Raw genomic sequence first — 23870 nt, 5'->3', positions numbered from 1 at the left:
ACAACCCGCCGTGGATGATCATGCTTCCCCCATCTAGCCCCCGGCGAGCTCCACGAACGGCGTCAGCGCTGCCGGGTTGACCAGCGCGTCGCGGCTGACGGCCCGGTCGGGAGCCACACCGGCCAGGATCTTCTTCACCGGTACCTCACACTTCTTACCGTTCAAGGTACGAGGTATCTCGGAAACCACGACGAACCGATCGGGTACATGGCGCGGTGACAGTGCGCTACGGAGCTCTTTGCGCAGGCGCGGCTCGACGTCTTCGAGCTTGACGCCCTCGGTCAGCACCACGAAACAGATCAGCTGGCCGTCTTCGTTCCCGGCCGCCGAGGTGTCCACGACCAGGGAATCCGCGACCTCGTCGTAGCCCTCGACGACCCGGTAGAACTCCGCTGTACCCATCCGGACGCCGCCGCGGTTGAGTGTCGAGTCGCTGCGGCCGTAGATCACCGCCGAGCCGCGGTTCGTGATCCGGATCCAGTCCCCGTGGCGCCACAGCCCGGGGTACATCTCGAAGTACGCCTCACGCAGGCGCGAGCCGTCCGGGTCGTTCCAGAAGAACACCGGCATCGACGGCATCGGCTTGGTGATGACCAGCTCGCCGACCTCCTCGACGACGGCGTGGCCGGCCTCGTCGAACGCGTTGACCGCGGCCCCCAGCGCCGGGCAGGACAGCTCGCCGAGCCACACCGGGACGTCCGGCGCGGACGCGACGAACGCCGCACACAGGTCGGTGCCGCCGGACACGGAGCAGATCTGGACGTTCCGCCCGACCTCGTCGACGATCCACCGGAAGCCCTCGACGCTCAGCGGCGCGCCGGTGGAGCCCAGTGCGCGCAGCCCGGTCAGGTCGTAGCGCTCGGCGGGCTTGATGCCGGCCTTCAGGCAGCTCTGGATGAACGGCGCCGACGTGCCGAAGTAGGTGACGCGGTGCTGCTCGGCCAGGTGCCAGAGCGCGTTCAGGTCGGGGAAGCCGGGGCTGCCGTCGTAGAGCACGATCGTGGTGCCGACCAGCAGGCCGGAGATGAGGAAGTTCCACATCATCCAGCCGGTGGTGCTGAACCAGAAGAACCGGTCGCCGGGCCCGAGGTCGGATTGCAGCGCGAGGGCCTTGAGGTGCTCCAGCGTGATGCCGCCGTGGCCGTGCACGATGCCCTTCGGCAGGCCGGTGGTGCCCGACGAATAGAGCACCCACAGCGGGTGGTCGAACTCGACCGGCTCGAACAGCAGGGGCGCGCCCTCGTGCTTCGCGAGCAGCTCGTTCCAGTCGAGGGCGCCGTCCATCCGGCCTTCGCCGACGTACTCGACGAGCACGGTCGCGGCCAGCGACGGCAGCTGCGCCTGCAGGTCGGCGATCGTCGTCCGGATGTCGAACTGACGGCCGTTGTACGCGTAGGCGTTGACCGCGAAGAGCACCTTCGGCTCGATCTGGACGAAGCGATCCGCGACCGCGCGGACGCCGAAGTCCGGCGAGCACGACGACCAGATCGCCCCGACGCTCGCCGCGGCGAGGAACGCGACCAGCGTCTGCGGGCAGTTCGGCGCCAGGGCGACGACCCGGTCCCCCTTGCCGACGCCGAGTTCGAGGAACGCGGCCCGGGCCGCGGCGACCTGCGCGCGAAGCTCGCCGTACGTCAGGTGGCTCGCGAAGCCGTCTTCGCGGTGGAAGATGACCGCGGTCTCGTCGTCACCCTTCGCCGCACCCGCGACGCCGGGGGTGAGCGCGTGCTCGGCGTAGTTCAGCGTGCCGCCCTCGAACCAGACGGCGTTCGGCATCTCCCCCGACAGCACCGCGCCCGGCTGGTCGTGCCAGCGGACGCCGAGGAAGTCCGCGACCGCCGCCCAGAAGTCCGGGCCGCGGTCGACCGAGAACTCCCACAGGGAGCGGTAGTCGTCCACCTCGACGCCGCGCTCGGCGCGCAGCCACCGGCGGAAGGCGTCGATCTTGGTGTCGGCAACATGGCCCGGCTCGGGGCGCCAGAGCACTTCGGGGGCGTCGGCGGTGTGCGTCACGCCCCGAGCCTAATCCCTCGGATCCGGAAGTCACCGTGGTCGGAACCGACATGGAACCCCGGTGGACAGTGTGCGCGGCCCACACCTACCGCAGGTGGGCGTCGAACCAGTTCAGCGTCCGCTGCCAGGCCTCCGCGGCCGCGCCGGGATCGGCATCGAACCGGTGGTTGGCGCCCGGGTAGTGGACGACGTTCGTGGCGACCTTCGCCGACGCGGCCGCGTCGCGCAGGCGCTCGACGTCGGCGCCGCCCGCCTCGTCGCCGGCGTCGCCGTACATGCCGAGCCACGGGCTGGTGAGCTTGCCCGCGATCTCGACCAGCGCGGGCAGTTCGGCGGCCTGCTGCCCGCCGACGCTGACGGCCGCGCCGAGCCTGCGGTGCGACGCGACGACCAGCGCCGCGGTGCCGCCCAGGTCGAAGCCCATCACGCCGAGCAGGTCGGCCTGGACGCCCCGCTCCACCAGCCAGGCGAGGGTCAGGTCGGTCGCGTCGAGCAGGTCCTGCTGGGTGAGGCGGTCGTTCTCCAGGTGCGGGGTGACGGTCAGCCAGCCCTCCGTGGCGAGGCTCGCGAGCAGCAGTTTCACGCCGTCGGTGACGCCGTCGGCCTCGTGCAGCACCACCAGCCCGCCGCGTAGCGCGCCTTCGGGTTCCGAGAAGGTCAGGCGCAGGGTGCGGCCGTCGGTGCGCTGGTAGTCCGCGGTGGAGGTCGACGTCATTGGTTCACTCAATCACTTCGAGGTGAACGGGAGGAAGCCCCGGCCCCCCGAAGGCAGTCGCGGGGCGGCGGCCGGAAAAGATACGGTGAGCGGGTCGTCCCGTCGAATTCCAGGAGCGCCGAAGATGTCGTCCGTGTCCCCGCGTGCCGATCTCGAATCGTTGCCGAAGTACATCCCCGGCCGGACGATCGAAGGCGCGATCAAGCTGGCGAGCAACGAGGTGCCCGGCGGCGCGCTGCCGAGCGTCGCGCAGGCGATCGCCGACGCCGCGACCGGGATCAACCGCTACCCGGACACCGGTTCGCAGGCCCTGCGCGAGCGGCTCGCGCGCGAGCTGGACGTGCCGGTGGAGCACGTCGCGATCGGCTGCGGCTCGGTGTCGCTGTGCCAGCAGACGATCCAGGCGGTCTGCGCGCCCGGCGACGAGGTCATCTTCGGCTGGCGCTCCTTCGAGGCGTACCCGATCGTCACGCAGGTCGCGAACGCCGTCTCGGTCAAGGTCCCGATCACCGAGGGCCAGGAGCTCGACCTCGACGCGATGCTCGCGGCGATCACCGACCGGACGCGCGTGGTCTTCATCTGCAACCCGAACAACCCCACCGGGACGGCGGTGCGCCGCGCCGAGCTGGAGCGGTTCCTGGCTTCGGTGCCGGAGCACGTGCTGGTGGTCCTGGACGAGGCGTACAAGGAGTTCGTCACCGACCCCGAGGTGCCCGACGGCGTCGAGTACACCCGCACCCGGTCGAACGTGATGGTGCTGCGCACGTTCTCGAAGGCGTACGGCCTCGCGGGCCTTCGCGTCGGTTACGCGGTGGCGCCCGAGCCGATCGCGGACGCGCTTCGCCAGGTGTACGTGGCGTTTTCGGTGAACATGCTGGCCCAGGTGGCCGCGCTGGCGTCCCTGGACGCGGCCGACGAGCTGCTCGAGCGCTGCAAGGAGATCGTCGCCGAGCGCGGACGCGTGCGGGACGCGCTGCTCGAAGCGGGTTACCGGGTGCCGGAGACGCAGGCGAACTTCGTCTGGCTGCCGCTCGGTGACCAGGCGGTGCCGTTCGCGGAGCACGCGCTGGACCGCAAGCTGGTGGTGCGCCCGTTCGCCGGCGACGGCGTGCGCGTGACGATCGGGACCCGCGACGAGAACGACCTCTTCCTCGCTGCCGCAAGGGAGTTCCGCCAGTAGCTTGCCGCGGTGGCAAGGCGGCGTCCGATGGGTTGATCTTGCCGTGGCGCTGAGCCGTTCCCGGTGGGGGACGGCTTAGCTTTCCCGGCATGAGCGAGCGAGACCGCGATTCGTCGGCGACGGGCCGCGAAGTCGGCGACGAGCTGAAGCGGTTTCGCGTCGGCGCCGGACTGCTGCTTTCGGATCTCGCGGACCTGCTGGGTTGTTCGGCCAGCAAGATTTCGCGGATGGAGAGCGGGGTCCGGGGTTACTCCGAGCTGGACGTGACCATGTACCTCGCGAGCTGCCGGGCTTCGCGCGAGGACGTGGTGCGGGTGCTCGATCTGGTGCGGGAGCAGGCGGACGGGTACCGGATCCGGCCGCATCGCGAGCAACTGCCGGACGAGCTGCGGTCGTTGATCGTGACCGAGACGCAGGCGACCGAGATCATCGAGTTCGAACCGCTGATCGTTCCGGGCATCCTGCAGATCGAGCAGTACGCCCGCGCGGTCTTCCGGTGGTTCGGGCTACGCGACGAGACCGGCATCGACGTTCGCGTCCGGGCCCGGCTGAGCAGGCAGAAGCTGCTGCGGCGAAGGGATCCTCCGCGATTCACGTTCTACATCCAGGAAGCTGCTCTGCGGGCGAAGGTCGCCAACGATCAGGCCATGCACGAGCAGATCCTCCACCTCCTGCTCACGTCCTCGTTCGAACACTGCGTGATTCGGGTGGTTCCGGAGGCTGCCTGCCCGGCGGGTGTTCTTGGCGTGGGGTTCAGGATCATGCGCTACAACCAAGCTCCGGTGGTGGCCTACGTCGAGAACCAGACCGCGAGCTTGTTCCTGGAAGATCCAGCCGACTTGGAGATATACCGCTACGTGCTCAAGCGAGTGGCCGATCTTGCCCTGGATGGAGGACAATCCCGGGAGTGGCTTGCCGCACTGGCAAGTGAGTACGACCGAGCGAAGGACGAAACGCGATGACCTCCCACAGCCGGTCCTGGCGCAAGAGCAGCTACAGCGGCGGCAACAACGGGAACTGCGTCGAGGTCGCGCCGGACACCGAGCTGGTCGGCGTCCGGGACTCGAAGGCGCCGGCGTCCGGGGAACTGGCCGTCCCGGCCGAGGCGTGGACCACCTTCCTCCGTCAGCTCAGCTGAACTGCTTGACCAACAGCTGAATCACGGCGGCCACGCCGATCACCACGATCACGCCACGCAGCACCGTCGGCGGCAGCTTCCGGCCGATCTTCGCGCCGAGGAAGCCGCCGGCGGTCGAGCCGACGGCCAGCCACAGCACGACGGCCCAGCTGACCGGCGCGACGAAGGCGTAGATCACCCCGGCGACAACGTTCACCACCGCAGCCAGGACGTTCTTGACGCCGTTGAGCTTCTGCAGCGGCTCGGACAGCAGCATCCCCATCACGGCCATCAGCATCACGCCCTGCGCGGCGGTGAAGTACCCGCCGTAGATGCCGATGAGGAAGATGAAGAACATCAGCAGCGGCCCGGGCTTGTGCTCTTCGCCGTTTTCCTCGCGGCGCTTGGCCACCCACGCGGACACCTTCGGCTGCACGATGACGAGGATCACGGCCAGCCCGACCAGCACCGGCACGACGGCTTCGAAGGCGTCCTTCTGCAGCGACAGCAGCAGGATGGTGCCACCGATGGCGCCGAGGAAAGACGCGACACCGAACTTGACGACCTGCGGCCAGTAGCCCTTGAGCTCGTGCCGGTAGCCCCAGGCACCGCTGAGCGTCCCGGGCGCGAGCCCGATGGCGTTCGACGTCGTCGCCGTCACGGGCGGATAGCCCAGCGCGACGAGCACGGGAAAGGTCACCAGGGTCCCCGACCCGACGACGGCGTTGATCGTCCCCGCCCAGATCCCGGCGACCACGACGATCACCGCGTGCCACCACGTCATGAAGCAATCACGTCCGGAGCCTAAGCACCGTGGGCCACTCCCGCGACGCAGATGTGTCAGGTCAGACAGTCACCTCCGGGGTGAAGACGCAGAACTCGTTGCCCTCCGGGTCGGCCAGCACGTCCCAGCCGGTGTCGCCGCCGCGGGCGCGGATCAGCGTGGCGCCCATCGCGACCAGCTCGGCCGGGTCGCCGTAGACGCGTCGAGGGCGAGGTCCTTGAACCGGGCTGTCATGCCGCTCCTTCCGGGACGTCGGCCGGGACGACGTCGGACATCACCCGCCAGCCGAGCGCGCTGTACAGGCCGCGCCCGGCCGCCGAGGCCAGCAGGACGCTCGAACTCGCGCCCGCCGCCTCGCCCAGCCGGTGCATCACCACGCGGCCGAGGCCACGGCGGCGGTGCTCCGGCTCCGTTTCGATCTTGTCGAACACCGCCACTCCGCCGGCCACCGCGACCCGGCCACGGGCCGCCGGGGCCGCGCCGGCCGAGACCAGCACGTCCCACGCCGGGCCGTCGCCGGTGACCGTCACCGAATACCCCGCCGGGACGGCGACCGGCGGCACGGGTCCGTCGACCGCCATCAGGTACTCCGTCTCCCCTACCGTCCACGCCGGGGTGAGGCCGGCCAGGACCGCGGACCGCGAGCCGCACGTCTTCAGCCACGTGCCCGGCTCGGCCACCGTCCGGGCGCGGGACGCCACCGCCGCCGGCGACCGCAGCAGGTAGCGCACCCGGTGCCCGGGCAGGCCGACGTCGACCCGGTAGCCGTCACCTTCGGAAACCGGTGGTGGTGTCGCCCGGGACACCGCCCAGCCGCGCACCCACGCCCCCAAGATGTCCATGCCGGTGATCATGACAGCCACCCCCGACAGTTTCCGCGAGCTGACAGGATGAGCCCGTGGACACCGAGCAGGTCTGGAGCGCGACCGTCGACCGGCTGCGGGCGCGGATCGACTCCGGCGACCTGCCGCCGGGCTCGCGGCTGCCCGCCGAGCGCGTCCTGTGCGAGGAGCTCGGCATCAGCCGCGGATCGCTGCGGCAGGCGCTGCGGGTGCTCGACTCCATCGGGTACGTCCAGATCCGGGCCGGCTCCGGCACCTACGTCCGCGAGCAGCAGGAACAGCCCTTGCGGACCTGGTTCACCGAGCACGACCAGCTCGTCGAGAAGCTGTTCGACCTCCGGGCCACCGTCGAGCCGACCCTCGCCGAACGGCTGGCCCGGCACGCAGGAGCCAAAACCGTCAGCCGGCTCGAGGACAACGTCGCCGAGATGGCGCAGGCCGCCGAAGCCGGGGACATGCTGCACGTCATCGCCGCCGACGCCGAGTTCCACCGGGTGATCGCGCAGAACGCCGGCAACGACGACGTCGCCGGGCTGCTTCGGTCGGTGCTCGCCCTGGTCGGCGAGGAGCGGCGGGCGGCGCTGCGGCTGCCCGGGCAGATCCGCAAGGCCGTCGCCGACCACCGCGCCATCCTCGACGCCATCCGCCGCTCCGATCCGGCGGCCGCGCGCGAGCTGACGCTCAAGCACCTCGTCGACGCCAAGACGTACGCGCACGACTTCGCCGCGGAGGAGCGCTGATGGAAAAGGTCCACTTCACCGAAGAGAAGGCCACCAACCTGGCCACGCTCTACGGCCGCGCGCTCGACTACCGCAGCGCCCACCCGATCCTCGGCGACAAGGCGGCCGACGACGCCGTCCGCCGGATCGACTACGACTTCACCAAGGTCGGCATCTCCCCCGACCGCGCGATTTCGGTCGTCCTGCGGGCGAAGCCGATCGACGACTGGGCCGCCGATTACCTGCGCGACCACCCGGACGCCATCGTGCTGCACCTCGGCTGCGGCCTGGACACGCGCTTCCAGCGCCTCACGCCGCCGGAGACCGTCCACTGGTACGACGTCGACTACCCCGAAGTCGTCGAACTGCGCGAGAAGCTCTACGGCAAGGCGCCGAACCAGACGCACATCGGCTCGTCGGTGACCGACTTCGGGTGGCTCGACCAGGTGCCGTCCGGCCGGCCGGCGCTGATCGTCGCCGAAGGCCTGACGATGTACCTGAAGCCCGAAGCCGGCATCGAGCTCTTCCGCCGGCTGGTCGCGAAGTTCCCGTCCGGCGAACTGATCTGCGACCTCTTCAGCCGGACGGCCATCAAGAGCCAGAAGCTCAACGGGCCGGTGCGCAAGGCGGGGGCCACGCTGTACTGGGGTGTCGACGACCCGCGCGAGCTCGAACCCTGCGGCCTCACGTGTGAGTCCTCGTTGGACGCCGGGCACTGGGCGAGCCCGGACGTGCTGGCCAAGATGGGCCCGATCACCCGGTTCCAGATGCGGCTGCTGAAGGTCTTCCCGGTCCTGGCCCGGACCGCGCACATCGTCCGGTACCGCTTCTAACGCGACTCCAGCACCCGCGCCACGAACTTGTGCAGCTTCTCCGCCATCCGCGCGGCGCGTTCCTCGACCGTCAGCGTCTCGAACGGCTGGGGGACGTCGGACTTCAGCTCGCCGCGGACGTACTGGCAGCAGGCCAGGTTGCCGCAGGCGTAGATGCCCAGCGTGTTGCCCTCGCGGCCGGACTTGCCGGCGCGCTTGGCCGAGAACAGCGTGATGTCGGCGAGGCCGTGGGTCGTCGTGCAGAAGCCGCAGATGTTGCTGCGCAGGCGGGACTTCGGGGGCGCGGCCGCGCGCAGGGCGAGCCCGATCACCTCGCCGCCGTAGGGCAGCACGAGGTAGGCGCGCGCCGGTGCCTTCGGGTCGCGCCAGCCGAGGAATTCGCGCTGGTCCCACGGGATTTCCGACGGCGGGGCGGGCAGTGTCACGCCCTTGGCTTCGCCGCGGGTGCAGTTGACGAACGAGGCCCGGATTTCGTCCTGGCCGAGTGGATCCATGATCCGCACGGTAGCCACCGGCCGGCGGCGGTGGCCACGGATTTTCGGCCGTACGATCAACGCCGTGCGCAAGATCGCCGTGAAGAACTTCCGGGTGGTGTTGCGTACCAGCCTGGGCTTCGCCGGGCTGGGCATCGGCTCCAGCGTCGCCGGCTCCGGCGTGGTCGCCCTCCTGCTGGTGCTGCAGGGCCTCCCCAACGACGTCGGCGACCGCGGCTGGGTGCTGGGCCTGACCGCCGCCGGGATCGTCGCCGGCTCGCTGCTCGCCGGGACGCTGTGGACGGCGTGGCTGCAGCGCCGCACCGCCATCTGGTTCGTGCTCGGCCGGCCGCCGTCGGTGAGCGAGGCGCGGCGCGCGCTGCGGCTGCCCGTCGACATGGCGCTGGTCAGCGGCACGCTCTGGCTCATCGGGACCGTCGTCCTGTCCGTGCTCGCCGGGGTGCTCGGCTCGGCAGGCGACGCCGCCGGCATGGCGACGGTGATCGGGCTCGGCGGGCTCACCACCGTCGGGCTCACTTACCTCGCCGCCGAGTGGGTGGCGCGGCCGGTGATGACGATCGCGCTGGCGGTCCTGCCGCCGCGCGGGTCGCTGCCGGTCACCGTGCTGACCCGGCTGATCGTCACCTGGGCGCTGGCCAGCGGCGTCCCGCTCGTGGGCGTGCTGCTCGTCGCCACGCCGCCGGACCTGGGCTCGGGCGACCACACCGCGAGCCTGGTCATGCTGTCGGTGATCGGCCTGGCGGTCGGCGCGATCGGCACCGCGCTGCTGGCCAGGGCGGTCGCGGCGCCGCTGCACCGGCTGCGCGTGGCGCTCGACGAGATCGCCCGCGGCAACAACGACGTCACCGTGGACGTCGACGACTCCAGCGAGATCGGCCTGCTCCAGACGTCGGTGAACCAGCTCGCCGCCGGCCTGCGCGAGCAGGCGCGGATGCGGGACCTGTTCGGCAGGCACGTCGGCGCCGACGTCGCCCGGCACGCCCTCGAGTACGGCGCGTCGCTCTCGGGCGACGTCCGCGAGGTCACGGCGTTGTTCGTCGACGTCGTCGACTCGACCGCGCTGGCCTACCGCACCCCGCCGGAGGAGCTGGTCGGGAAGCTGAACCGGCTGTTCGCCGCGGTCGTCTCCGCGGTCAACGCGCGTGGCGGCCTGGTCAACAAGTTCCAGGGCGACGCCGCGCTGTGCATCTTCGGCGCGCCGACGCGGCTCGCGGACGCCCCGACGGCCGCGCTGGCCGCGGCGCGCGCGATCCGGGACGCCGTGCGCGAGGCCGGCGAGCTGGACCTCGGCATCGGCGTCTCGAGCGGCCCGGTGTTCGCCGGGCAGCTCGGCAGCAGCAGCCGGCTCGAGTACACCGTGATCGGCGACGCGGTCAATGAGGCCGCGCGGCTCACCGAGCTCGCCAAGGCCGCCCCGTCACGGCTGCTGGCCAGCGACGCCGTCGTCTCCGCGGCCCTGCCGAGCGAGGCTGCGCACTGGGAGAAGCACGGCGAACTGGAGCTGCGCGGCCGCCAGGAGGCGACGCCCACCTGGACCGCGCGTCAGGACGGCTGACCCAGATCCGGCCAGCGCAGCACCGTCGAACCCCAGGTCAGGCCCGCACCGAACGCGCTGAGCAGGACGCGGTGGCCGGGCGCGAGGGTGCCGTCGGCGCGCGCGTCGGCCAGGGCCAGCGGGATGGACGCGGCGCTGGTGTTGCCGACCCGGTCGATGTTGGCGACCACGGCGTCGGCCGGCATTCCCAGCTGTTTCGCCGTCGCCTGCAGGATCCGGATGTTCGCCTGGTGCCCGACGAAGCGGTCGACGTCGCCGACCATCCAACCCGCTCGCTCCAGGACGGTGCGCGACGACTCGGCCATCCGCGCGCAGGCGTGCCGGAACACCGCCGTGCCCTGCATCGCGAGGAACCGGTCGGCCGGGGTGTCGGAAAGCCGCTTCCGGGCGCCGCCGGCCTCGACCCACAGCAGCTCGGCGTGCTCGCCCTCGCTGTGCAGGTCGAACGGTCCGAACGCGCCCGGCTCGTCGGCGTCGCCCGCCCGCAGGAGCACCGCGCCGGCACCGTCGCCGAAGATCGGGACGGTGGTGCGGTCGGCGGGGTCGACGAGCGTGGTGAACGTGTCGGCGCCGACGACGAGGACGCGCTCGGCCAGCCCGCCGGCGATGAACCCGGCGGCCGTGGCCAGTGCGTAGACGAAGCCGCTGCACACGGCGTTGACGTCGAACGCCGCGGCGGTGCCGAGCCCGAGCCGCGCGGCGACCTGCGGCGCGCTGGCCGGGCAGGGCTGGTCCGGCGTGGCGGTGGCGAGCACGACGGCGTCGGCGGAGGTGCCTCCGAGCGCTTCGCGGCCCGCCTGCACCGCAAGATCCACAGTGGACTCCCCGGGCCCGGCGACGCGGCGCTCGCGGATCCCGGTGCGGGTCCGGATCCACTCGTCCGTGGTGTCGAGCCGGGCGGCGATTTCGTGGTTGTCCAGGACTTTCGTCGGCAACCACGAACCGAGACCGGTCAACACGGCGGCAGGTGCGGGCACGGGAGAGCCTCCCCACGCCGGTGGGTTGGCTGGCGACCGGCTGGTCTTCCACTTCTATGGGCTACCCCCTGGTAGACCGGCCAGTTGTGTTCGACGTCACGTAAGAAGTTGTTTCATCTTCCTCGCGGAGGGAGTAGTGAGCGACGTCACGGAGGAGTGACGGCGGGCGGATTGTCGGGGGTGCCGGTTAGCCTGCTGAGGTGCCGACACCCGACCTCGACCAGCTCGACATCGCCATCCTCGCCTGCCTCCAGGCCGACGCCCGCACCATCGCCGAGACGATCGGCGCGAAGGTCGGGCTCTCGGCCGCCGCCGTGCAACGGCGGATCAAGCGGCTGCGCGAGGCGGGCGTGATCGAACGCGAGGTGGCGGTGCTGTCGCCGGCGGCGCTCGGGCTGAGCATGACGTTCGTGGTGATGGTCGAGATGGAGCGGGAGAACCTGGCGGTCCTCGACGCCTTCCGCCGGCAGGTGCTGGCCGACGACTGCGTGCAGCAGTGTTACTACGTCACCGGCACGGCGGACTTCGTGCTGATCGTGACGTGCCCGGACATGGCGGCCTTCGAGGCGTTCACCCGCCGGATGTTCTTCGACAACCCGAACGTCCGGCACTTCACGACGAGCGTGGCGATGGACCGCGTGAAGGTGGGGCTCACCCTGCCGCTCGAACCGTGATCCGTCACCACCTGTGCCCGCCTGAGCGCAAGGGGTATGTGCCAGGTGTTACACCACAATGGACGGATGCAACCGATCAAGTGAACGTGAGAGTTTCTTCGTCATGACCGTTCCCCCTGGTCATCTCCTTGCCGAACAGTTCGCGCCGCGCGAACCACCGCGAGACTCCAGGAGGGGCCGTGCACACCGACGCCGTACACCAGAGCCAGTTCGTGCTGCTGAACGAGAGCACCACGCCCGTCCTGTCGCGCCTGTCCTACCAGGCGCACGAGCCGTTCGCGGTGACCGTGGCCTTCCGGACCGAGCGCGGCCGGTGGATCGAGTGGACCTTCGCGCGTGACCTCCTCGTGGCCGGGCTGGACGAGCCGGCCGGGCTCGGGGACGTCCGGATCCGCCCGGACCTCTCCGACGACGAGGACTTTCTCACCCTGGAAATCGAGTCACCGGACGGCTATGCGTCGTTCGAGCTCGAAGTCGAGGACGTCCGGACGTTCCTCGACGCGTCCTGCGAACTCGTGCCGCTCGGCGAGGAGAGCGCGCACTTCGACGTCGACGGGCTGATCGAGGAGATCAGCAACGTCTGACCCCTGAGACCTCCCATTCCCGCGGCGAGGACGAAGGGCGGGTTTCGGGCGCGCTGGAGGCGCCCGAAACCCGCCCTTTCGCCTGCCGGGGATCAGCTGGTCTTGAGGGTGGTGCCGGTGCCGGACAGCGCCGGGGCGATCGGGAAGAAGTACGTCACGGACGAGTTGCCGCCGGACAGCAGGCCCTGGGCGTAGTTGCCGGCGATGAAGCCGCCGCCCGAGTCACCGGCCGCCGAGTGGACGTTGGTCGCGGTCATGCCGTTGACCGTGCCCTCGGAGTAGCGGACGCTCTGGTTCTTCGCGCCGATGGTGCCGCAGGTCCAGCCGGTGGTCGAGCCGGCCTTGCAGACCGACGAGCCGGTCGCCGCGTTCGACGAGCCGCGCACCGCGGTGCCGTTGTTCATCTGCGCGACCGGGGTCCAGTTGCTGTTGGTGCGGACCGCCGAGTAGTCGCTGCCCGGGAAGCGGTAGGTGATCCAGCTGCCGAGCGCCGCGCCGTTCGACCCGGTCAGCGCGCCGCCGCCGGTGAGCGCGCCGCAGTGGCCGGCGCTGAGGAAACCGGTGGTCGTGGAGAACCCGACCGAGCAGCGCGCCGAGCCGCCGATGTAGTAGGCGTCGCCGCCGCGGATGTTGGCGTAGGTCGTCGGCTTCGCCGCCGTTTCGCGAATCGTCACCGCGGACTTGTCCACAGTGGACTTCGCCAGGAACGCCTCCGCGGCGCCGCGCTGGCCCTGCAGCACATCCAGGGTGACGCGGTTGGTGGTGGCGTCGACACCCCAGCCGGTGATCGCGGCCGGGGCCGCCTTGTCGGCGGCGTTCAGGGCGGCCACGGTCGAGTCGAGCTGGCGGGCGCTGAACTTCACGACTTCCGCTTCCGCGCCGGCTTCGCGGATCTTCGCGACCAGCGCCGCGTTCGTCGTCGTGACGTGCGCCTTGCCCGTCGCGGCGTTGTAGGTGGCACCGCCGAACGCGTCGCCCAGCGCCGAGGTGAGCGATTCGGTCACCCGGTTGGCGACGTCCTCGTTCTTCAGCCGCGTAAGCGCCTGGTCGTGGGTCAGGCCGAGGTCCCGCTGCATGGCGGGCACGATGTCCGGGTTCAGCAGGTCCTGGCCCGACGCGGGAACGGCGGTCGCGGTGAGCGCGCCCGCCGCCATCACCGCGGTGGCAGCGGCACCGAGAAGTCTCGCGATCCTCATGCTTCTCCCTAGGTGGTTACGCGCGGCTCCGCATCGGCCACGCAGTGGTACTCCCCCGGGTGAGGGTCCCCGCAGTGCGCGTTACGGTGCAATCCGGGCACCCGGCGAATGGGTATACGCATTCACCGAGGACGAATCCCCTGCTCCAGCCGGGCTCAACGGCCGCGCGTCACCCGGTCGGACAGGTCCGTAAGTAGGGTTTCCGTGAACTACTTTCAGTAGTCATCTCCGGTACACGAACGCGTTAAGCGACGTTCGAACGTGCGATCGCCCGAGGTTTCGCACGCACGGTGACCCGTTTCCGCACGTTCCCGCAGCAAACCGGTGACGGTCGGTAGGCGGACGTGTGACGACAGCAGCGACCACGTATTCGGTGAAAGGTTTACGGACGGATCGGCGCTGCTTAGGCTCCGCGCACGGTCTCTGCCCCCTGGGGCAACAGGTGTGCGTCGAGGAGGTCATATGTGGCTGACCGCCCCCCGCCCCACTTCGGTGTCCGTCCGGTCCGGACCCGCCCGGCTGACCGGCCGCGACACCGAGCTCGACGCCATCGTCGCCGTGCTCAAGAGGCGCCCGGCCACCGTCCTGATCGAGGGTGAGCCGGGCATGGGCCGCACCCGGCTGCTCGCGGAGATCGGCCGGCGCAAGGAGTTCGACGGCGGCCGCGTCCTCACCGGCGCCTGCCAGCCGCTGCGGGAACCCTTCCCCTACGGACCCGTCCTGGAAGCGCTTCGCGCGGTGGGCGAGTCCCCGCTCGGGCCGCTCAGCCCGGTCGCCGGCGTGCTGCGGCCGTTGCTGCCGGAGCTCGCGGAAGCGCTTCCCCCGCGGCCGGACCCCCTCGCCGACCCGGTCGCCGAGCGGCACCGCGTGTTCCGCGCGGTGCGGGAGCTGCTGGCCGCGTGCGGGCCCACGCTCGTGCTGATCGACGACCTCCAGTGGGCCGACGAAGACACCCGGGACCTCATGCGGTTCCTCGCCGGCGCGATGCCGCCGGAGCTGGCGGTGGTCGCCACCTACCGGTCGGCGGCCGACGGGACGGTGGCACGAGGTGTCCCGTTCCGCACCGATCCGGCCGTGCACTCCGCCCGCGTCGCGCTCGGCGCGCTCGACGTCGCGGCCGTGCGCGAACTGGCCGCCGACATCCTCGAGCTGCCCCGCGTCACCGGCGAATTCGCGGCGAAGCTGCACGAGTGCACCGCCGGGATCCCGTTCGTGGCCGAGGAAACGCTGCGGGCGCTGAAGGAAGCGGCCGAGCGGCTGCCGGTCGGCGAGGTGCTCTCCGACCGGTTGCTGGAGAACCTCGAAGTCCCGGTGCTGCTGCGGGAAGCCGTCACCGAACGGCTTTCCGCGCTGCCCGAGCACGCCGTCCGGCTGGCCGGCGCGGCCGCGGTGCTCGGCGTCGGTGCCGAAGCCGCCGTGCTCGGCGAACTGGCCGGGCTCACCGACGACGCCCTCCGCTGCGCGCTGCTCGCCGCCCTCTCCGGCGGGGTGCTCGGCGAAGTCGGCGACGGCCGCTACGGCTTCCGGCACCCGTTGGCGCGCAAGGCGGTCTACGACACCGTGAGCGGCCCCGAACGCGCGTTGCTGCACGCCCAGGCGATCCGCGTGCTCGCCGCGCAGCCGTCCCCGCCGCTCACCCTGCTGGCGCGGCACTCCCGCGCGGCCGGCCGCGTCGACCAGTGGCGGCACTACGCCGAAGCCGCCGCCGACGAGGCGATCACCCGCGGCGAGACGTCGCGCGCGATCGACCTCCTGCAGTCGGTGCTCGCCGAACCCGGGCCGGCGCAGGCCGACATCGGGCGGGTGGCGGGCAAGCTGAGCCAGGTCGCGCTGCGGGGGTTCCGCCCCGACGTGCTCGGCACGCTGGAACGCGTGCTCGAAGAGGTGACGCTGCCGCCGTCGGTCCGCGGGTCGATCCGGCTGAGCCTCGGCATGCTGCTGGTCCGGACCATCGGCGGGCTCGGCCGTGGCCGCCTCGAGGTCGAGCGCGCGGTCGGCGAGCTGACCGACCGGCCGGACCTCGCCGCGCGCGGGATCACGCTGCTCGCTCAGCCGATCGACGGGCTGACGCCGTTGACGTGGCACGAATCCTGGCGCGCCCGCGCGGGCGAGGTGTACGAGCGGCTCGACGACCCGGAGCTGCGGCTCGCGCTGACCGCCGACCGCATCGCCGCCGCGTCGCACGTCGGCGACGGCTCGGCGTGGACGGAGTTCGAAGCGCTGTCGGACACCGTCGGCACGGTCGCCGAGCGCGTCCAGCTGGCCCGGCTGTGGTGCAACCTGGCCGACGGCCAGTCGTGGGCGGGGCACCTGGACCGCGCGGAGCGGCTGGTGACCGAGGGCGTGCGCCGCGCGACCGACGCCGGCGCGCTGTACGCGATCGGCCTGATCGAGGGCACCCGCGTCCGGCTGGACTGGGTGCGCGGCCGCTGGACCGGCTTGGCCGAGGCCGCCGAGCAGCTGCGGGACAGCTACCCGGAGCTCGGCCCGATCGTCATGGAGTCCTCGCTGGTGCTCGGCGGGCTCGCGGCCGTGCGCGGCGAGTTCGCCGCCGCGCAGCGGCACCTGGCCGCGGCGAGCGTGCACGCCCCGGACCGCGGCCCGATCCCGGTGGTGCTGTCGGCCGCCGGGGTGCTGATCTCCGTGCTGCTCGCGACCGACGACGTCGACGGCGCCTGCGCGGCGGCCGACACGGCGGTGGCCGCGGCCGGCCGCAAGGGCGTCTGGATCTGGGCGGCGGCGCTGGTCCCGGCGGCGGCGCAGGCGTACGCGCGCGCCGAACGCTGGCCGGAGGCCGACAACGTGGTCGAGGCGTTCGCGCGCGGCATCGAGGGCCGCGACGCACCGGTGGCCACGGCCGCGCTGGTGGCCGGCCGGGCCGTCCTGCTGGAAGCGCGCGCGAAGCACCTGGCCGCGGCGACGTTGTTCGACGAAGCCGCGTCCGGCTACGCGGCCCTGCCGATGCCCTACCCCGCGACGGCCATGCGCGAACGCGCGTCGATGTGCCGCCTCGCCGCGGGCAACCGGACCGCCGTCGACGAGCTGACCGCGGCGGCCGAGGCGTACGAACAGCTCGGCGCGACCCGCGACGCCGGCCGCTGCCGCCACCAGCTGCGCGAGCACGGCGCCTGGGCACCGTCGCAACGCGGACGGCGGGGGTACGGGAGCGAGCTGTCGCCGCGGGAGCGCGAAGTGGCGCGGATGCTCGCGGAAGGCCGGACGAACCGGGAGATAGCGGACGGGCTGTTCCTGTCGCCGCGGACGGTCGAGCAGCACGTGGCGAAGGTGCTGCGGAAGCTCGGCGCCCGATCGCGGACGGACGTGGCCCGCAAACTGCCCGGCGCGGTCAGCGTTGGCGCACCGGGCGGCGGCGCCCTAACGTGAGCCGGTGACCGAAGAGGCCCTCCCCGCCTGGCGCCGGCGGACTTCCGGCGAGACGCGCTGGCCGGCGATGGGCGTCGTCGTCGCCACGCTCGTGCTGCAGGTCGTCCTGCCCGAAGACATGGCGCTGCGCCCGTGGTGGCTGCTGCCCGGGGTCTCCGGGTTGCTCGTCGTCGCGCTGCTGCTGGCCAACCCGGGCCGGATGACGCAGTTCAGCGCGGCCGAACGCGCCATCTCGCTGCTGCTCGTCGCGACGGTGACGGCGGTGAACGCGTTCTCCGCGGTGTCCCTGGTCTACGACATCGCCACGGGCACCATCGGCGACCGCGCGGGAGCCGTGCTGGTGACCGGCGGAGTCGTGTACTGGACGAACATCGTCGCGTTTTCCCTGTGGTACTGGGAGTTCGACCGCGGCGGCCCGGGCCGGCGAGCTGCGGGCCGGGCGGAGTTCCCGGACCTGCAGTTCCCGCAGATGGCCGACCCGGACCTGGCCCACCAGGACTGGGAGCCGTCCTATCTGGACTACCTGTACTTCTCGTTCACCAACGCGGCCGCCTTCAGCCCCACCGACGTCATGCCCCTGCGGATCTGGGCGAAGATGACGATGATGCTGCAGGCGGTCGTGTCGCTGGTGCTGGCGGTGATGGTGGTCGCCTGGGCGATCAACAACCTGAAGTAGCTCAGTGGCGCGAGATGGTGAAGCTCTGGCCGTCCGAGCCGATGGCGCCCGGGATCCACGTGTAGGTGCCGCGGTCGTCCGCGTCCAGGCCCGACGGGCTCGTCGAGGCCAGGTTCGTTCCGTTGAACTTGACGCCGGTGAACTTGACGCCGCCCGAAATGCTCGGGTACGAGTCCGTCGGGGACTCGATGATCGCCTCCGCCGAGGCGTGCCTCGACGTCAGGGACTTCGTCGTGCTCTTCGACCAGCCCTTGGTCGTGTCGGACAGGTCCAGGCGGTAGGTGTTGGTCGCCGTGCGCGTCACCGTGGCCGTGATGTGGTCGCCCGCGCTGACCGACACGCTGTAGTACACCGGGGCCGCCGGGTACATCTCGTACCAGGCCGAGTACACCGGGCGCCCGCTCGAGCAGTCCGTCTCGACGCCCGTCTGCTCCACAGTGGACGATCCGTCGCCGTCGATGCCGACCCAGGGTGCGAACAGGTCGTTGGTCGAGTTGCACGTCACCGACGGCTCGGTCCAGCTCGCCGTGGCCGTGGTGAAGCTGCCGAAGCTGACGTAGCCGCCCCAGTTGCCGCCCGCGAACTGGTGGCCGTGGAAGTGGGAGCCGTACTCGACCGCGGCGTGGGCGGTGCCCGAGACGGCGAGGCCGGCCGCGGCGGCAGCGGCCGCCGTGAGCACGCGGGCAGTGCGCGACGCGAGGAACCTGGACATGGGGACTCCGTTCACCGAGGGGGACCGGGAAAACCGTGTCCCAAGTGTTGGAGCCGCACCGGAAAGAAGGTAGCTACTTTCGAAGGGTCTTCACATTCCGGGAAATACTCACCATTTGCCGGTTTTCCACCCTGGTGAACGAAAAGACCCGTGAAGGCCTCCGCGGGGGAAGAGGCCTTCACGGGTCCATGTCGCTCACCTACCGCCCGGTCAGGTGAGCGGAGCTTCAGCCTTGCTTCGCGGCCGCGTCGACGAACTCGGTGGTGTACGTCTTCGCCAGGTCGATCGAGTCCTTCTTCGGCTTCACGTTCTTCGAAAAGCTCGAAAGCACCTCGAGCACGTTCTTCGCGCCGGCGGCGTCCATCTTGCCGTCGCCGTTGAACATCCCGATGCTGTCCTTGATGGACTTGATGTACAGCGCCTTGTCACCGCCGCTGTAGGACGGCGGCATCTTCGCCGCGATCTCCTCCGGGCTGTGCTGCCCGATCCACTTCAGCGTGGCCACGAAGGCGTTGGCCAGCTTCTGCACGGCGTCCTTGTTCCGGTCGACGAAGTCGCAGCTCATATACAGCGACGACGCCGGGTACAGCCCGCCCAGCGCGGCCTTCGTGCCCTCGACCGTCCGCAGGTCGTACAGCACCTTCGCCTTGCCGGTGTTGGTCAGCTGCGCGATCGTCGGGTCGGTCGTCATGCCGCCGTCGATACCGCCGTTGTCCAGGCTCGCGATGAACGTTTGCCCGGCGCCCACCTTCACCGGCGTGTACTGGTCGGCACCGACGCCCGCCTTGGCCGCCAGCGCCTTCGTGAGGAAGTCGGTGGACGACCCGAGCGACGTCACGCCCAGCTTCTTGCCCTTGAAGTCGGCCGAGCTCTTGATCGCGTCGGCGTGCGCGGTGCCGACGACCTCGGCCTCACCCGGGATGTTGGCCAGCTGGACCACGCTCTTGATGCACTGGTCCTTGGCCTGCAGGTCGATCGTGTGGTCGTAGAACCCGACCACACCCTGCACCTGCCCGGCCACGAGCGCGGTCTCGGCGTTGGCGCCCGACTGCTCGCTCTGCAGCTCGACGTCGATGCCCTGCGCGGCGAAGTTGCCGAGCTGCTGGGTGAGCATGGCGGGCAGGTAGATGACCTTTTCCAGGCCACCGACCATGATCGTGACCTTCGGCTTGCCCCCTTCGCCCGTGGCGGCGACGCGGGAGTCCTGGCACGCGGTGGTCAGCGCCGCCACCACGGTCAGCGCGGTGAGCGCGCCGGCGATTCGGCGAATCCTCATCGATTCGGTCCTTTCCGATGACTCAGATGGCGGTCTGGCTGGAGGTGGACATCGAGGGCCGCCACCGCAGCAGCCGGTTCTCGAGGTTCCCGATGCCCCACTCGGCCAGGAGGGCGACGACGGTGATGATGATCATCGCGGCGTAGATGCCCGCGGAGTCGAACGTGCCCTGCGCGTTCGAGATCAGGAAGCCGATGCCGGCCTTGGACCCGGCGTACTCGCCGACGACCGCGCCGATCAGCGCGAAGCCGAACGCGGTGTGCAGCGACGACAGGATCCACGACGTCGCGCTCGGCAGCACGATCGCCTTGATCACCTGCATCCGGCCCGCACCGAGGATGCGCGCGTTGTCGATCAGGTTGCGGTCCACCTCGCGGGCGCCGGTGAAGGCGTTGAAGAACACCACGAAGAACACCAGCACCACGACGGTGGCGACCTTCGACGCCAGCCCCAGGCCGAACCAGATGACGAACAGCGAGGCGAGCACGATCCGCGGGACCGCGTTGGCGGCCTTGATGAACGGCGCGAGCACGTCGGCCAGGTACTGGCTGCGGCCGAGAATGACGCCGAAGATCACGCCGGCGACCGCGCCGATCGCGAAGCCGACCAGCGCCTCTTCGACCGTGACCCACAGCTGGTACCAGAGCGAGCCGAAGTCGGTGCCGCTGGTGATCCACTCGACCAGCCGCTCCCAGATGCGGGACGGCTTCGAGTAGAAGAACGGGTCGATCCAGTAGGTCGCGGTCAGCTCCCAGCTGCCGAGCCAGACGACGACCAGGGCCAGCCGCAGCAGCCAGGTGTTGCGCTTGCGCCGCGACGACGCCCGCTTCGCCCGGGTGAGGATGTCCTGCTCGGTTTCCAGGACCGGGAGGGACGCGGCCGGCGCCGCGGGAGTCTCAAGCGACACGGGTCGCTCCCTTCTCACGGGCCTTGTCGACCTCGCTGCGCAGTGATTCCCAGATGTCCGCGTAGAGCTTCCGGAAGTCCTCGGTGAGCCGCAGGTCCTCCACCTTCCGCGGCCGCTCCAGCGGGATCTCGAAGACGTCCTTCACCGTGGCCGGCGACGTCGTCAGCACGACGACCTTGTCCGAGAGCGCGATGGCCTCGTCGAGGTCGTGCGTCACGAAGATCACCGCGGCCCCCGAACCGGACCACAGCCGCAGCAGCTCGTCCTGCATCAGCGCCCGCGTCTGGACGTCCAGGGCCGAGAACGGCTCGTCCATCAGCAGGATCTTCGGCTTGGTGACGAGCGTCTGGGCCAGCGCGACGCGCTTGCGCATGCCACCGGAAAGCTGGTGCGGGTAGTACTTCTCGAACCCGGCGAGCCCGACGCGGCCGATCCAGTCGACGGCCTGCGCGCGGGCCTCGGCCTTCGGCACACCGCGGAAACGCGGGCCGGAGGCGACGTTGTCGAGCACCGAGCGCCACGGCATCACGGCGTCGGTCTGGAACATGTAGCCGACACCGTCCGGAATGGACTTCACGTCCTCGCCGTTCACCCGCACCCGGCCGGCCGACGGCGGCTGCAGCCCGGAGACCAGCGAGAGCGTCGTCGACTTGCCGCACCCCGTCGGGCCGACGACGGCGACGAACTCGCCGGGCTGCACGGTCATGGTCAGATCGCGGACGGCCGTGTGCACGGAACCGGACCCGCTCGGGAACCGTTTGGTGGCTCCGGTGAGTTCGATCAGTGGGGGAACCATGGGGAGGTGACTCCTTCGTCATCACGTGGTGGGGGTCACGTTGGGGAAGGACGTTAAATACGTGTGGCGCCGAGGTGAAGCTTGTCGACGTTCTGCGTCGCCACTGCGCGTTCTGAATGTTTTGCTCATTTAGCGCACGGCGCTGACCAGGGGGTATGGTCTCCAGCCATGCCAAAGTGGGCGCTCTTCCCGCGCATGCGGTTCAGCAGGCAGGTGCTGCTGCTGCAGATCGGCGTGGTCCTCCTCGTCGTCGGGATCGGCGTCGCCCTGGTGAGCGTGCTGCTGAACCGCACCCTCACCGGCCAGTACGGGGAGCGGGCGCTGGCCATCGCGAAGTCCGTCGCGGCGGACCCGGTCGTGGTGGCGAACGCGGCCGCGAAGGTGCCGGGCGGGGCACTCCAGGAGCGGGCGCTGGCCGTGCGCGACCGAACCGACGCGCTGTTCGTCGTGATCACCGACGACAAGGGCATCCGGCTCGCGCACCCGACGGCCAGCGAGATCGGGAAGAAGGTCAGCACTCCGGCGGACCGGGCGCTCGCCGGGGAAGACGACGTCAGCGCCGTGCAGAGCGGCACGCTCGGGCTGTCCGTCCGCAGCAAGACGCCGATCTGGACGCCGGACCACCGCCGCGTGGTCGGCGAGGTCAGCGTCGGGTTCGACGTGGCCGACCCGACCGGCGACTTCAACCGCCTGCTGACGGTCACGCTGCTGTTCGCCGGCGGCGCGCTGCTGCTCGGCGCGGGCGCGTCGGCGCTGCTGAACCGGCGGCTGCGGCGCGTCACGCACGGCCTGGAGCCGCATGAGCTCACCGAGCTGCTCTACGAGCGCGAAGCCGTGCTGCACGGGATCGGCGAGGGCGTTCTGGCCGTCGACGAGGCCAAGCGCGTCTCGGTGCGCAACACCGAAGCGGAACGCCTGCTCGGCACCGAACTCCCGCTCGGCGCGGCGATGTCCGAGCTCGAACTGAGCCCGCGGCTGCACAAGGCCGTCGCCGAGGGACGGCCGGTCGACAACCTCCTCGCGGTGGCGGGAAACCGCGTGCTGGTGATCAATTCGCGCGTGGTCCGGCTGGACGACCGGGACATCGGCACCGTGCTCACCTTCCGCGACCGCACCGACCTCGACACGCTCACCCGCGAGCTCGACGGCATCCGCGCGCTGTCGGACGGCCTGCGCGCCCAGCGGCACGAGTTCGCCAACCGCCTCCACACGCTCTACGGGCTGCTTCAGCTCGGCCACCACACCGAAGCTGTCGAGTACCTGCAGACGCTCACGGACTCGTCGTCGGCGCGGCCGAGCGAGCTGGGCGACGCCGTCGCCGACCCGTACCTGCAGGCGCTGCTCGTCGCGAAAACCGAGCAGGCGCAGGAAAAGGGCCTCACCCTCAAGCTCGCCGAAGACAGCTGGGTGCCGGCGACGGTGACCGACCCGATCGCCGCGAACACCGTGATCGGCAACCTCGTCGACAACGCCCTGCACGCCGCGCGGATGGGCCCGCGGCGGCCGGCGACGGTCGAGGTCGGCCTGCTCGCCGAGGACGGCACCCTGCACGTGTCCGTTGTGGACAGTGGCCCCGGCGTGCCGGCGGACCTGCGGCGGACGTTGTTCGACGAAGGCGTCTCGACGAAGATCGCGCCCGGCCACGGCCTCGGCCTGGCGCTCGCCCGGCAAGCCGCCCGCGCCCGTGGCGGCGACGTCTGGCTGGCCGACCCCGGCGAAGGCGAAGCGGGCGCGCTGTTCGTCGCCAAACTGCCCGGAATGCTGACGGAGGACGGATGATCCGCACGCTGATCGTCGACGACGACTTCCGCGTCGCCGGCGTGCACGCCGGGTTCGTCGAGGAGGTGCCCGGCTTCGCGGTGGTCGGCACCGCGCACACCGCCGCCGAGGCCCGCGCCCGCGTCCGGGAGCTCTCGCCGGACCTCGTCCTGCTCGACGTCTACCTGCCCGACGAGTCCGGGCTCGCGGTGCTCCCGGAGCTGCAGACCGACACGATCGTGCTGTCCGCGGCGACCGACAGCGCGTCGGTGGCCGCGGCGATCCGGGCGGGCGCCCTCAACTACCTGATCAAGCCGTTCACCACGCGCCAGCTCGCGGAGCGGCTGACGTCGTACGCGCGCTACCGCGGCCTGATCGCCGAAGACCGGGCCCTGGCCCAGGACGACGTCGACCGCGCGTACCGCGTGCTGCACGACCAGGACCGCACGTCCGCGCCGAAGGGCCAGTCGACGGCGACGTCCCGGCTGGTGTTGGAGCAGCTGCGGCGCGCCGGACGTCCGCTGTCGGCCGCGGAGGTCGCCGGGGAGCTCGGCATGGCACGGGCTACGGCCCAGCGGTACCTCACCGCACTGGCCGAATCGGGCACGGTCCAGATGCGGCTGCGCTACGGCGCCACCGGCCGTCCGGAGCACGAATACCGCTGGTCCGACGCCTGAG

General features: G+C 71.0%; 24 protein-coding genes. 12 read left to right on the top strand and 12 right to left on the bottom strand.

Translation table 11 applies throughout. From position 1 onward, the window contains the following. Positions 1-33: 33 nt before the first annotated feature. Both AB0M93_RS29940 and AB0M93_RS29935 read right to left on the bottom strand, forming a co-directional pair. Positions 34-2013, bottom strand: a complete 1980-nt coding sequence (locus AB0M93_RS29940; protein ID WP_364279131.1) for an acetoacetate--CoA ligase — start codon at positions 2011-2013, stop codon at positions 34-36. 85 nt (positions 2014-2098) lie between these two features. After that, entirely contained in the window at positions 2099-2728 is a 630-nt protein-coding gene (locus AB0M93_RS29935; protein WP_364279129.1) for a dienelactone hydrolase family protein, read from the bottom strand. Between the two features lie 124 nt (positions 2729-2852). On the opposite strand from AB0M93_RS29935, the gene hisC reads away from it, so the two are divergent. From hisC to AB0M93_RS29920, 3 genes are all read left to right on the top strand, one after another. Further along, positions 2853-3908 (top strand): histidinol-phosphate transaminase, encoded by a 1056-nt coding sequence (gene hisC, locus AB0M93_RS29930; RefSeq protein WP_364279126.1) that lies wholly within the window; start codon positions 2853-2855, stop codon positions 3906-3908. An 89-nt stretch (positions 3909-3997) separates the two neighbouring features. Beyond that, the gene (locus tag AB0M93_RS29925; RefSeq protein ID WP_364279123.1) at positions 3998-4870 is read left to right on the top strand and encodes a DUF5753 domain-containing protein; all 873 of its coding nucleotides are present in this window, start codon (positions 3998-4000) and stop codon (positions 4868-4870) included. Then, positions 4867-5046 carry a DUF397 domain-containing protein gene (locus tag AB0M93_RS29920; RefSeq protein ID WP_364279120.1) on the top strand — a complete coding sequence of 60 codons (180 nt, stop codon included), beginning with the start codon at positions 4867-4869 and terminating at the stop codon, positions 5044-5046. The genes AB0M93_RS29925 and AB0M93_RS29920 overlap by 4 nt, the downstream gene beginning before the upstream one ends. On the opposite strand, the gene AB0M93_RS29915 is transcribed toward AB0M93_RS29920, so the two are convergent. The 3 genes from AB0M93_RS29915 to AB0M93_RS29905 form a co-directional block, all read right to left on the bottom strand. After that, on the bottom strand, positions 5039-5809 hold the full coding sequence (locus tag AB0M93_RS29915) for a sulfite exporter TauE/SafE family protein (protein WP_364279117.1): 771 nt from the start codon (positions 5807-5809) through the stop codon (positions 5039-5041). The two genes, AB0M93_RS29920 and AB0M93_RS29915, sit on opposite strands and share 8 nt — an antisense overlap. A 61-nt stretch (positions 5810-5870) precedes the next feature. Beyond that, positions 5871-5987 carry a VOC family protein gene (locus AB0M93_RS29910; protein ID WP_364279559.1) on the bottom strand — a complete coding sequence of 39 codons (117 nt, stop codon included), beginning with the start codon at positions 5985-5987 and terminating at the stop codon, positions 5871-5873. 52 nt (positions 5988-6039) lie between these two features. Further along, positions 6040-6663, bottom strand: a complete 624-nt coding sequence (locus AB0M93_RS29905; protein WP_364279556.1) for a GNAT family N-acetyltransferase — start codon at positions 6661-6663, stop codon at positions 6040-6042. Between the two features lie 44 nt (positions 6664-6707). Between AB0M93_RS29905 and AB0M93_RS29900 the strand changes: the two genes are divergently transcribed. Both AB0M93_RS29900 and AB0M93_RS29895 read left to right on the top strand, forming a co-directional pair. Continuing rightward, positions 6708-7391 carry a FadR/GntR family transcriptional regulator gene (locus AB0M93_RS29900; protein ID WP_364279114.1) on the top strand — a complete coding sequence of 228 codons (684 nt, stop codon included), beginning with the start codon at positions 6708-6710 and terminating at the stop codon, positions 7389-7391. Next, complete coding sequence (locus tag AB0M93_RS29895; RefSeq protein WP_364279112.1) at positions 7391-8203, top strand: class I SAM-dependent methyltransferase; 813 nt, start codon at positions 7391-7393, stop codon at positions 8201-8203. The genes AB0M93_RS29900 and AB0M93_RS29895 overlap by 1 nt, the downstream gene beginning before the upstream one ends. On the opposite strand, the gene AB0M93_RS29890 is transcribed toward AB0M93_RS29895, so the two are convergent. Beyond that, positions 8200-8697: an FBP domain-containing protein gene (locus AB0M93_RS29890; RefSeq protein WP_364279109.1), complete on the bottom strand. Its 498-nt coding sequence runs from the start codon at positions 8695-8697 to the stop codon at positions 8200-8202. The genes AB0M93_RS29895 and AB0M93_RS29890 overlap by 4 nt on opposite strands. Before the next feature lie 64 nt (positions 8698-8761). Between AB0M93_RS29890 and AB0M93_RS29885 the strand changes: the two genes are divergently transcribed. Next, positions 8762-10252, top strand: a complete 1491-nt coding sequence (locus AB0M93_RS29885; protein WP_364279106.1) for an adenylate/guanylate cyclase domain-containing protein — start codon at positions 8762-8764, stop codon at positions 10250-10252. On the opposite strand, the gene AB0M93_RS29880 is transcribed toward AB0M93_RS29885, so the two are convergent. Further along, a complete protein-coding gene (locus AB0M93_RS29880) occupies positions 10240-11229 on the bottom strand; it encodes a beta-ketoacyl-ACP synthase III (protein WP_364279103.1) in 990 nt (329 codons plus the stop codon). The two genes, AB0M93_RS29885 and AB0M93_RS29880, sit on opposite strands and share 13 nt — an antisense overlap. Positions 11230-11429: 200 nt before the next feature. On the opposite strand from AB0M93_RS29880, the gene AB0M93_RS29875 reads away from it, so the two are divergent. Further along, positions 11430-11903 (top strand): Lrp/AsnC family transcriptional regulator, encoded by a 474-nt coding sequence (locus tag AB0M93_RS29875; protein WP_364279100.1) that lies wholly within the window; start codon positions 11430-11432, stop codon positions 11901-11903. Between the two features lie 179 nt (positions 11904-12082). Continuing rightward, the gene (locus tag AB0M93_RS29870) at positions 12083-12487 is read left to right on the top strand and encodes an SsgA family sporulation/cell division regulator (protein WP_364279097.1); all 405 of its coding nucleotides are present in this window, start codon (positions 12083-12085) and stop codon (positions 12485-12487) included. A gap of 92 nt (positions 12488-12579) precedes the next feature. Here AB0M93_RS29870 and AB0M93_RS29865 read toward each other — a convergent pair whose 3' ends face one another. Then, complete coding sequence (locus AB0M93_RS29865) at positions 12580-13683, bottom strand: S1 family peptidase (protein ID WP_364279094.1); 1104 nt, start codon at positions 13681-13683, stop codon at positions 12580-12582. A gap of 462 nt (positions 13684-14145) precedes the next feature. Between AB0M93_RS29865 and AB0M93_RS29860 the strand changes: the two genes are divergently transcribed. Next, positions 14146-17067 carry an AAA family ATPase gene (locus AB0M93_RS29860; protein WP_364279091.1) on the top strand — a complete coding sequence of 974 codons (2922 nt, stop codon included), beginning with the start codon at positions 14146-14148 and terminating at the stop codon, positions 17065-17067. Positions 17068-17134: 67 nt separating this feature from the next. Next, on the top strand, positions 17135-17743 hold the full coding sequence (locus AB0M93_RS29855; protein WP_364279553.1) for a hypothetical protein: 609 nt from the start codon (positions 17135-17137) through the stop codon (positions 17741-17743). A gap of 1 nt (position 17744) precedes the next feature. On the opposite strand, the gene AB0M93_RS29850 is transcribed toward AB0M93_RS29855, so the two are convergent. From AB0M93_RS29850 to AB0M93_RS29835, 4 genes are all read right to left on the bottom strand, one after another. After that, a complete protein-coding gene (locus AB0M93_RS29850) occupies positions 17745-18455 on the bottom strand; it encodes a G1 family glutamic endopeptidase (RefSeq protein ID WP_364279088.1) in 711 nt (236 codons plus the stop codon). A 226-nt stretch (positions 18456-18681) separates the two neighbouring features. Then, positions 18682-19731 (bottom strand): ABC transporter substrate-binding protein, encoded by a 1050-nt coding sequence (locus AB0M93_RS29845; RefSeq protein WP_364279086.1) that lies wholly within the window; start codon positions 19729-19731, stop codon positions 18682-18684. Positions 19732-19753: 22 nt separating this feature from the next. Next, on the bottom strand, positions 19754-20638 hold the full coding sequence (locus AB0M93_RS29840; protein ID WP_364279083.1) for an ABC transporter permease: 885 nt from the start codon (positions 20636-20638) through the stop codon (positions 19754-19756). Beyond that, entirely contained in the window at positions 20628-21434 is an 807-nt protein-coding gene (locus tag AB0M93_RS29835) for an ABC transporter ATP-binding protein (RefSeq protein ID WP_364279080.1), read from the bottom strand. The genes AB0M93_RS29840 and AB0M93_RS29835 overlap by 11 nt, the downstream gene beginning before the upstream one ends. 195 nt (positions 21435-21629) lie before the next feature. On the opposite strand from AB0M93_RS29835, the gene AB0M93_RS29830 reads away from it, so the two are divergent. Further along, positions 21630-23213 carry a sensor histidine kinase gene (locus AB0M93_RS29830; protein ID WP_364279550.1) on the top strand — a complete coding sequence of 528 codons (1584 nt, stop codon included), beginning with the start codon at positions 21630-21632 and terminating at the stop codon, positions 23211-23213. Then, positions 23210-23869, top strand: a complete 660-nt coding sequence (locus AB0M93_RS29825; RefSeq protein ID WP_364279077.1) for a response regulator — start codon at positions 23210-23212, stop codon at positions 23867-23869. The genes AB0M93_RS29830 and AB0M93_RS29825 overlap by 4 nt, the downstream gene beginning before the upstream one ends. Position 23870 lies beyond the last annotated feature (1 nt).

This window comes from Amycolatopsis sp. NPDC051102, assembly GCF_040682815.1.
Lineage (GTDB): Bacteria > Actinomycetota > Actinomycetes > Mycobacteriales > Pseudonocardiaceae > Amycolatopsis.
This window is presented reverse-complemented; position numbering and strand designations above follow the sequence as displayed.

Excerpts from the sequence above, each read along its gene's own strand:
- AB0M93_RS29860 (WP_364279091.1), top strand. The coding sequence starts at position 14,146 with ATGTGGCTGACCGCCCCCCGCCCCACTTCGGTGTCCGTCCGGTCCGGA.
- AB0M93_RS29890 (WP_364279109.1), bottom strand. The coding sequence starts at position 8,697 with ATGGATCCACTCGGCCAGGACGAAATCCGGGCCTCGTTCGTCAACTGC.
- AB0M93_RS29845 (WP_364279086.1), bottom strand. The coding sequence starts at position 19,731 with ATGAGGATTCGCCGAATCGCCGGCGCGCTCACCGCGCTGACCGTGGTG.
- AB0M93_RS29855 (WP_364279553.1), top strand. The coding sequence starts at position 17,135 with ATGGGCGTCGTCGTCGCCACGCTCGTGCTGCAGGTCGTCCTGCCCGAA.
- hisC (WP_364279126.1), top strand. The coding sequence starts at position 2,853 with ATGTCGTCCGTGTCCCCGCGTGCCGATCTCGAATCGTTGCCGAAGTAC.
- AB0M93_RS29850 (WP_364279088.1), bottom strand. The coding sequence starts at position 18,455 with ATGTCCAGGTTCCTCGCGTCGCGCACTGCCCGCGTGCTCACGGCGGCC.
- AB0M93_RS29925 (WP_364279123.1), top strand. The coding sequence starts at position 3,998 with ATGAGCGAGCGAGACCGCGATTCGTCGGCGACGGGCCGCGAAGTCGGC.
- AB0M93_RS29915 (WP_364279117.1), bottom strand. The coding sequence starts at position 5,809 with ATGACGTGGTGGCACGCGGTGATCGTCGTGGTCGCCGGGATCTGGGCG.
- AB0M93_RS29835 (WP_364279080.1), bottom strand. The coding sequence starts at position 21,434 with ATGGTTCCCCCACTGATCGAACTCACCGGAGCCACCAAACGGTTCCCG.
- AB0M93_RS29905 (WP_364279556.1), bottom strand. The coding sequence starts at position 6,663 with ATGATCACCGGCATGGACATCTTGGGGGCGTGGGTGCGCGGCTGGGCG.
- AB0M93_RS29825 (WP_364279077.1), top strand. The coding sequence starts at position 23,210 with ATGATCCGCACGCTGATCGTCGACGACGACTTCCGCGTCGCCGGCGTG.
- AB0M93_RS29935 (WP_364279129.1), bottom strand. The coding sequence starts at position 2,728 with ATGACGTCGACCTCCACCGCGGACTACCAGCGCACCGACGGCCGCACC.
- AB0M93_RS29865 (WP_364279094.1), bottom strand. The coding sequence starts at position 13,683 with ATGAGGATCGCGAGACTTCTCGGTGCCGCTGCCACCGCGGTGATGGCG.
- AB0M93_RS29830 (WP_364279550.1), top strand. The coding sequence starts at position 21,630 with ATGCGGTTCAGCAGGCAGGTGCTGCTGCTGCAGATCGGCGTGGTCCTC.
- AB0M93_RS29895 (WP_364279112.1), top strand. The coding sequence starts at position 7,391 with ATGGAAAAGGTCCACTTCACCGAAGAGAAGGCCACCAACCTGGCCACG.
- AB0M93_RS29920 (WP_364279120.1), top strand. The coding sequence starts at position 4,867 with ATGACCTCCCACAGCCGGTCCTGGCGCAAGAGCAGCTACAGCGGCGGC.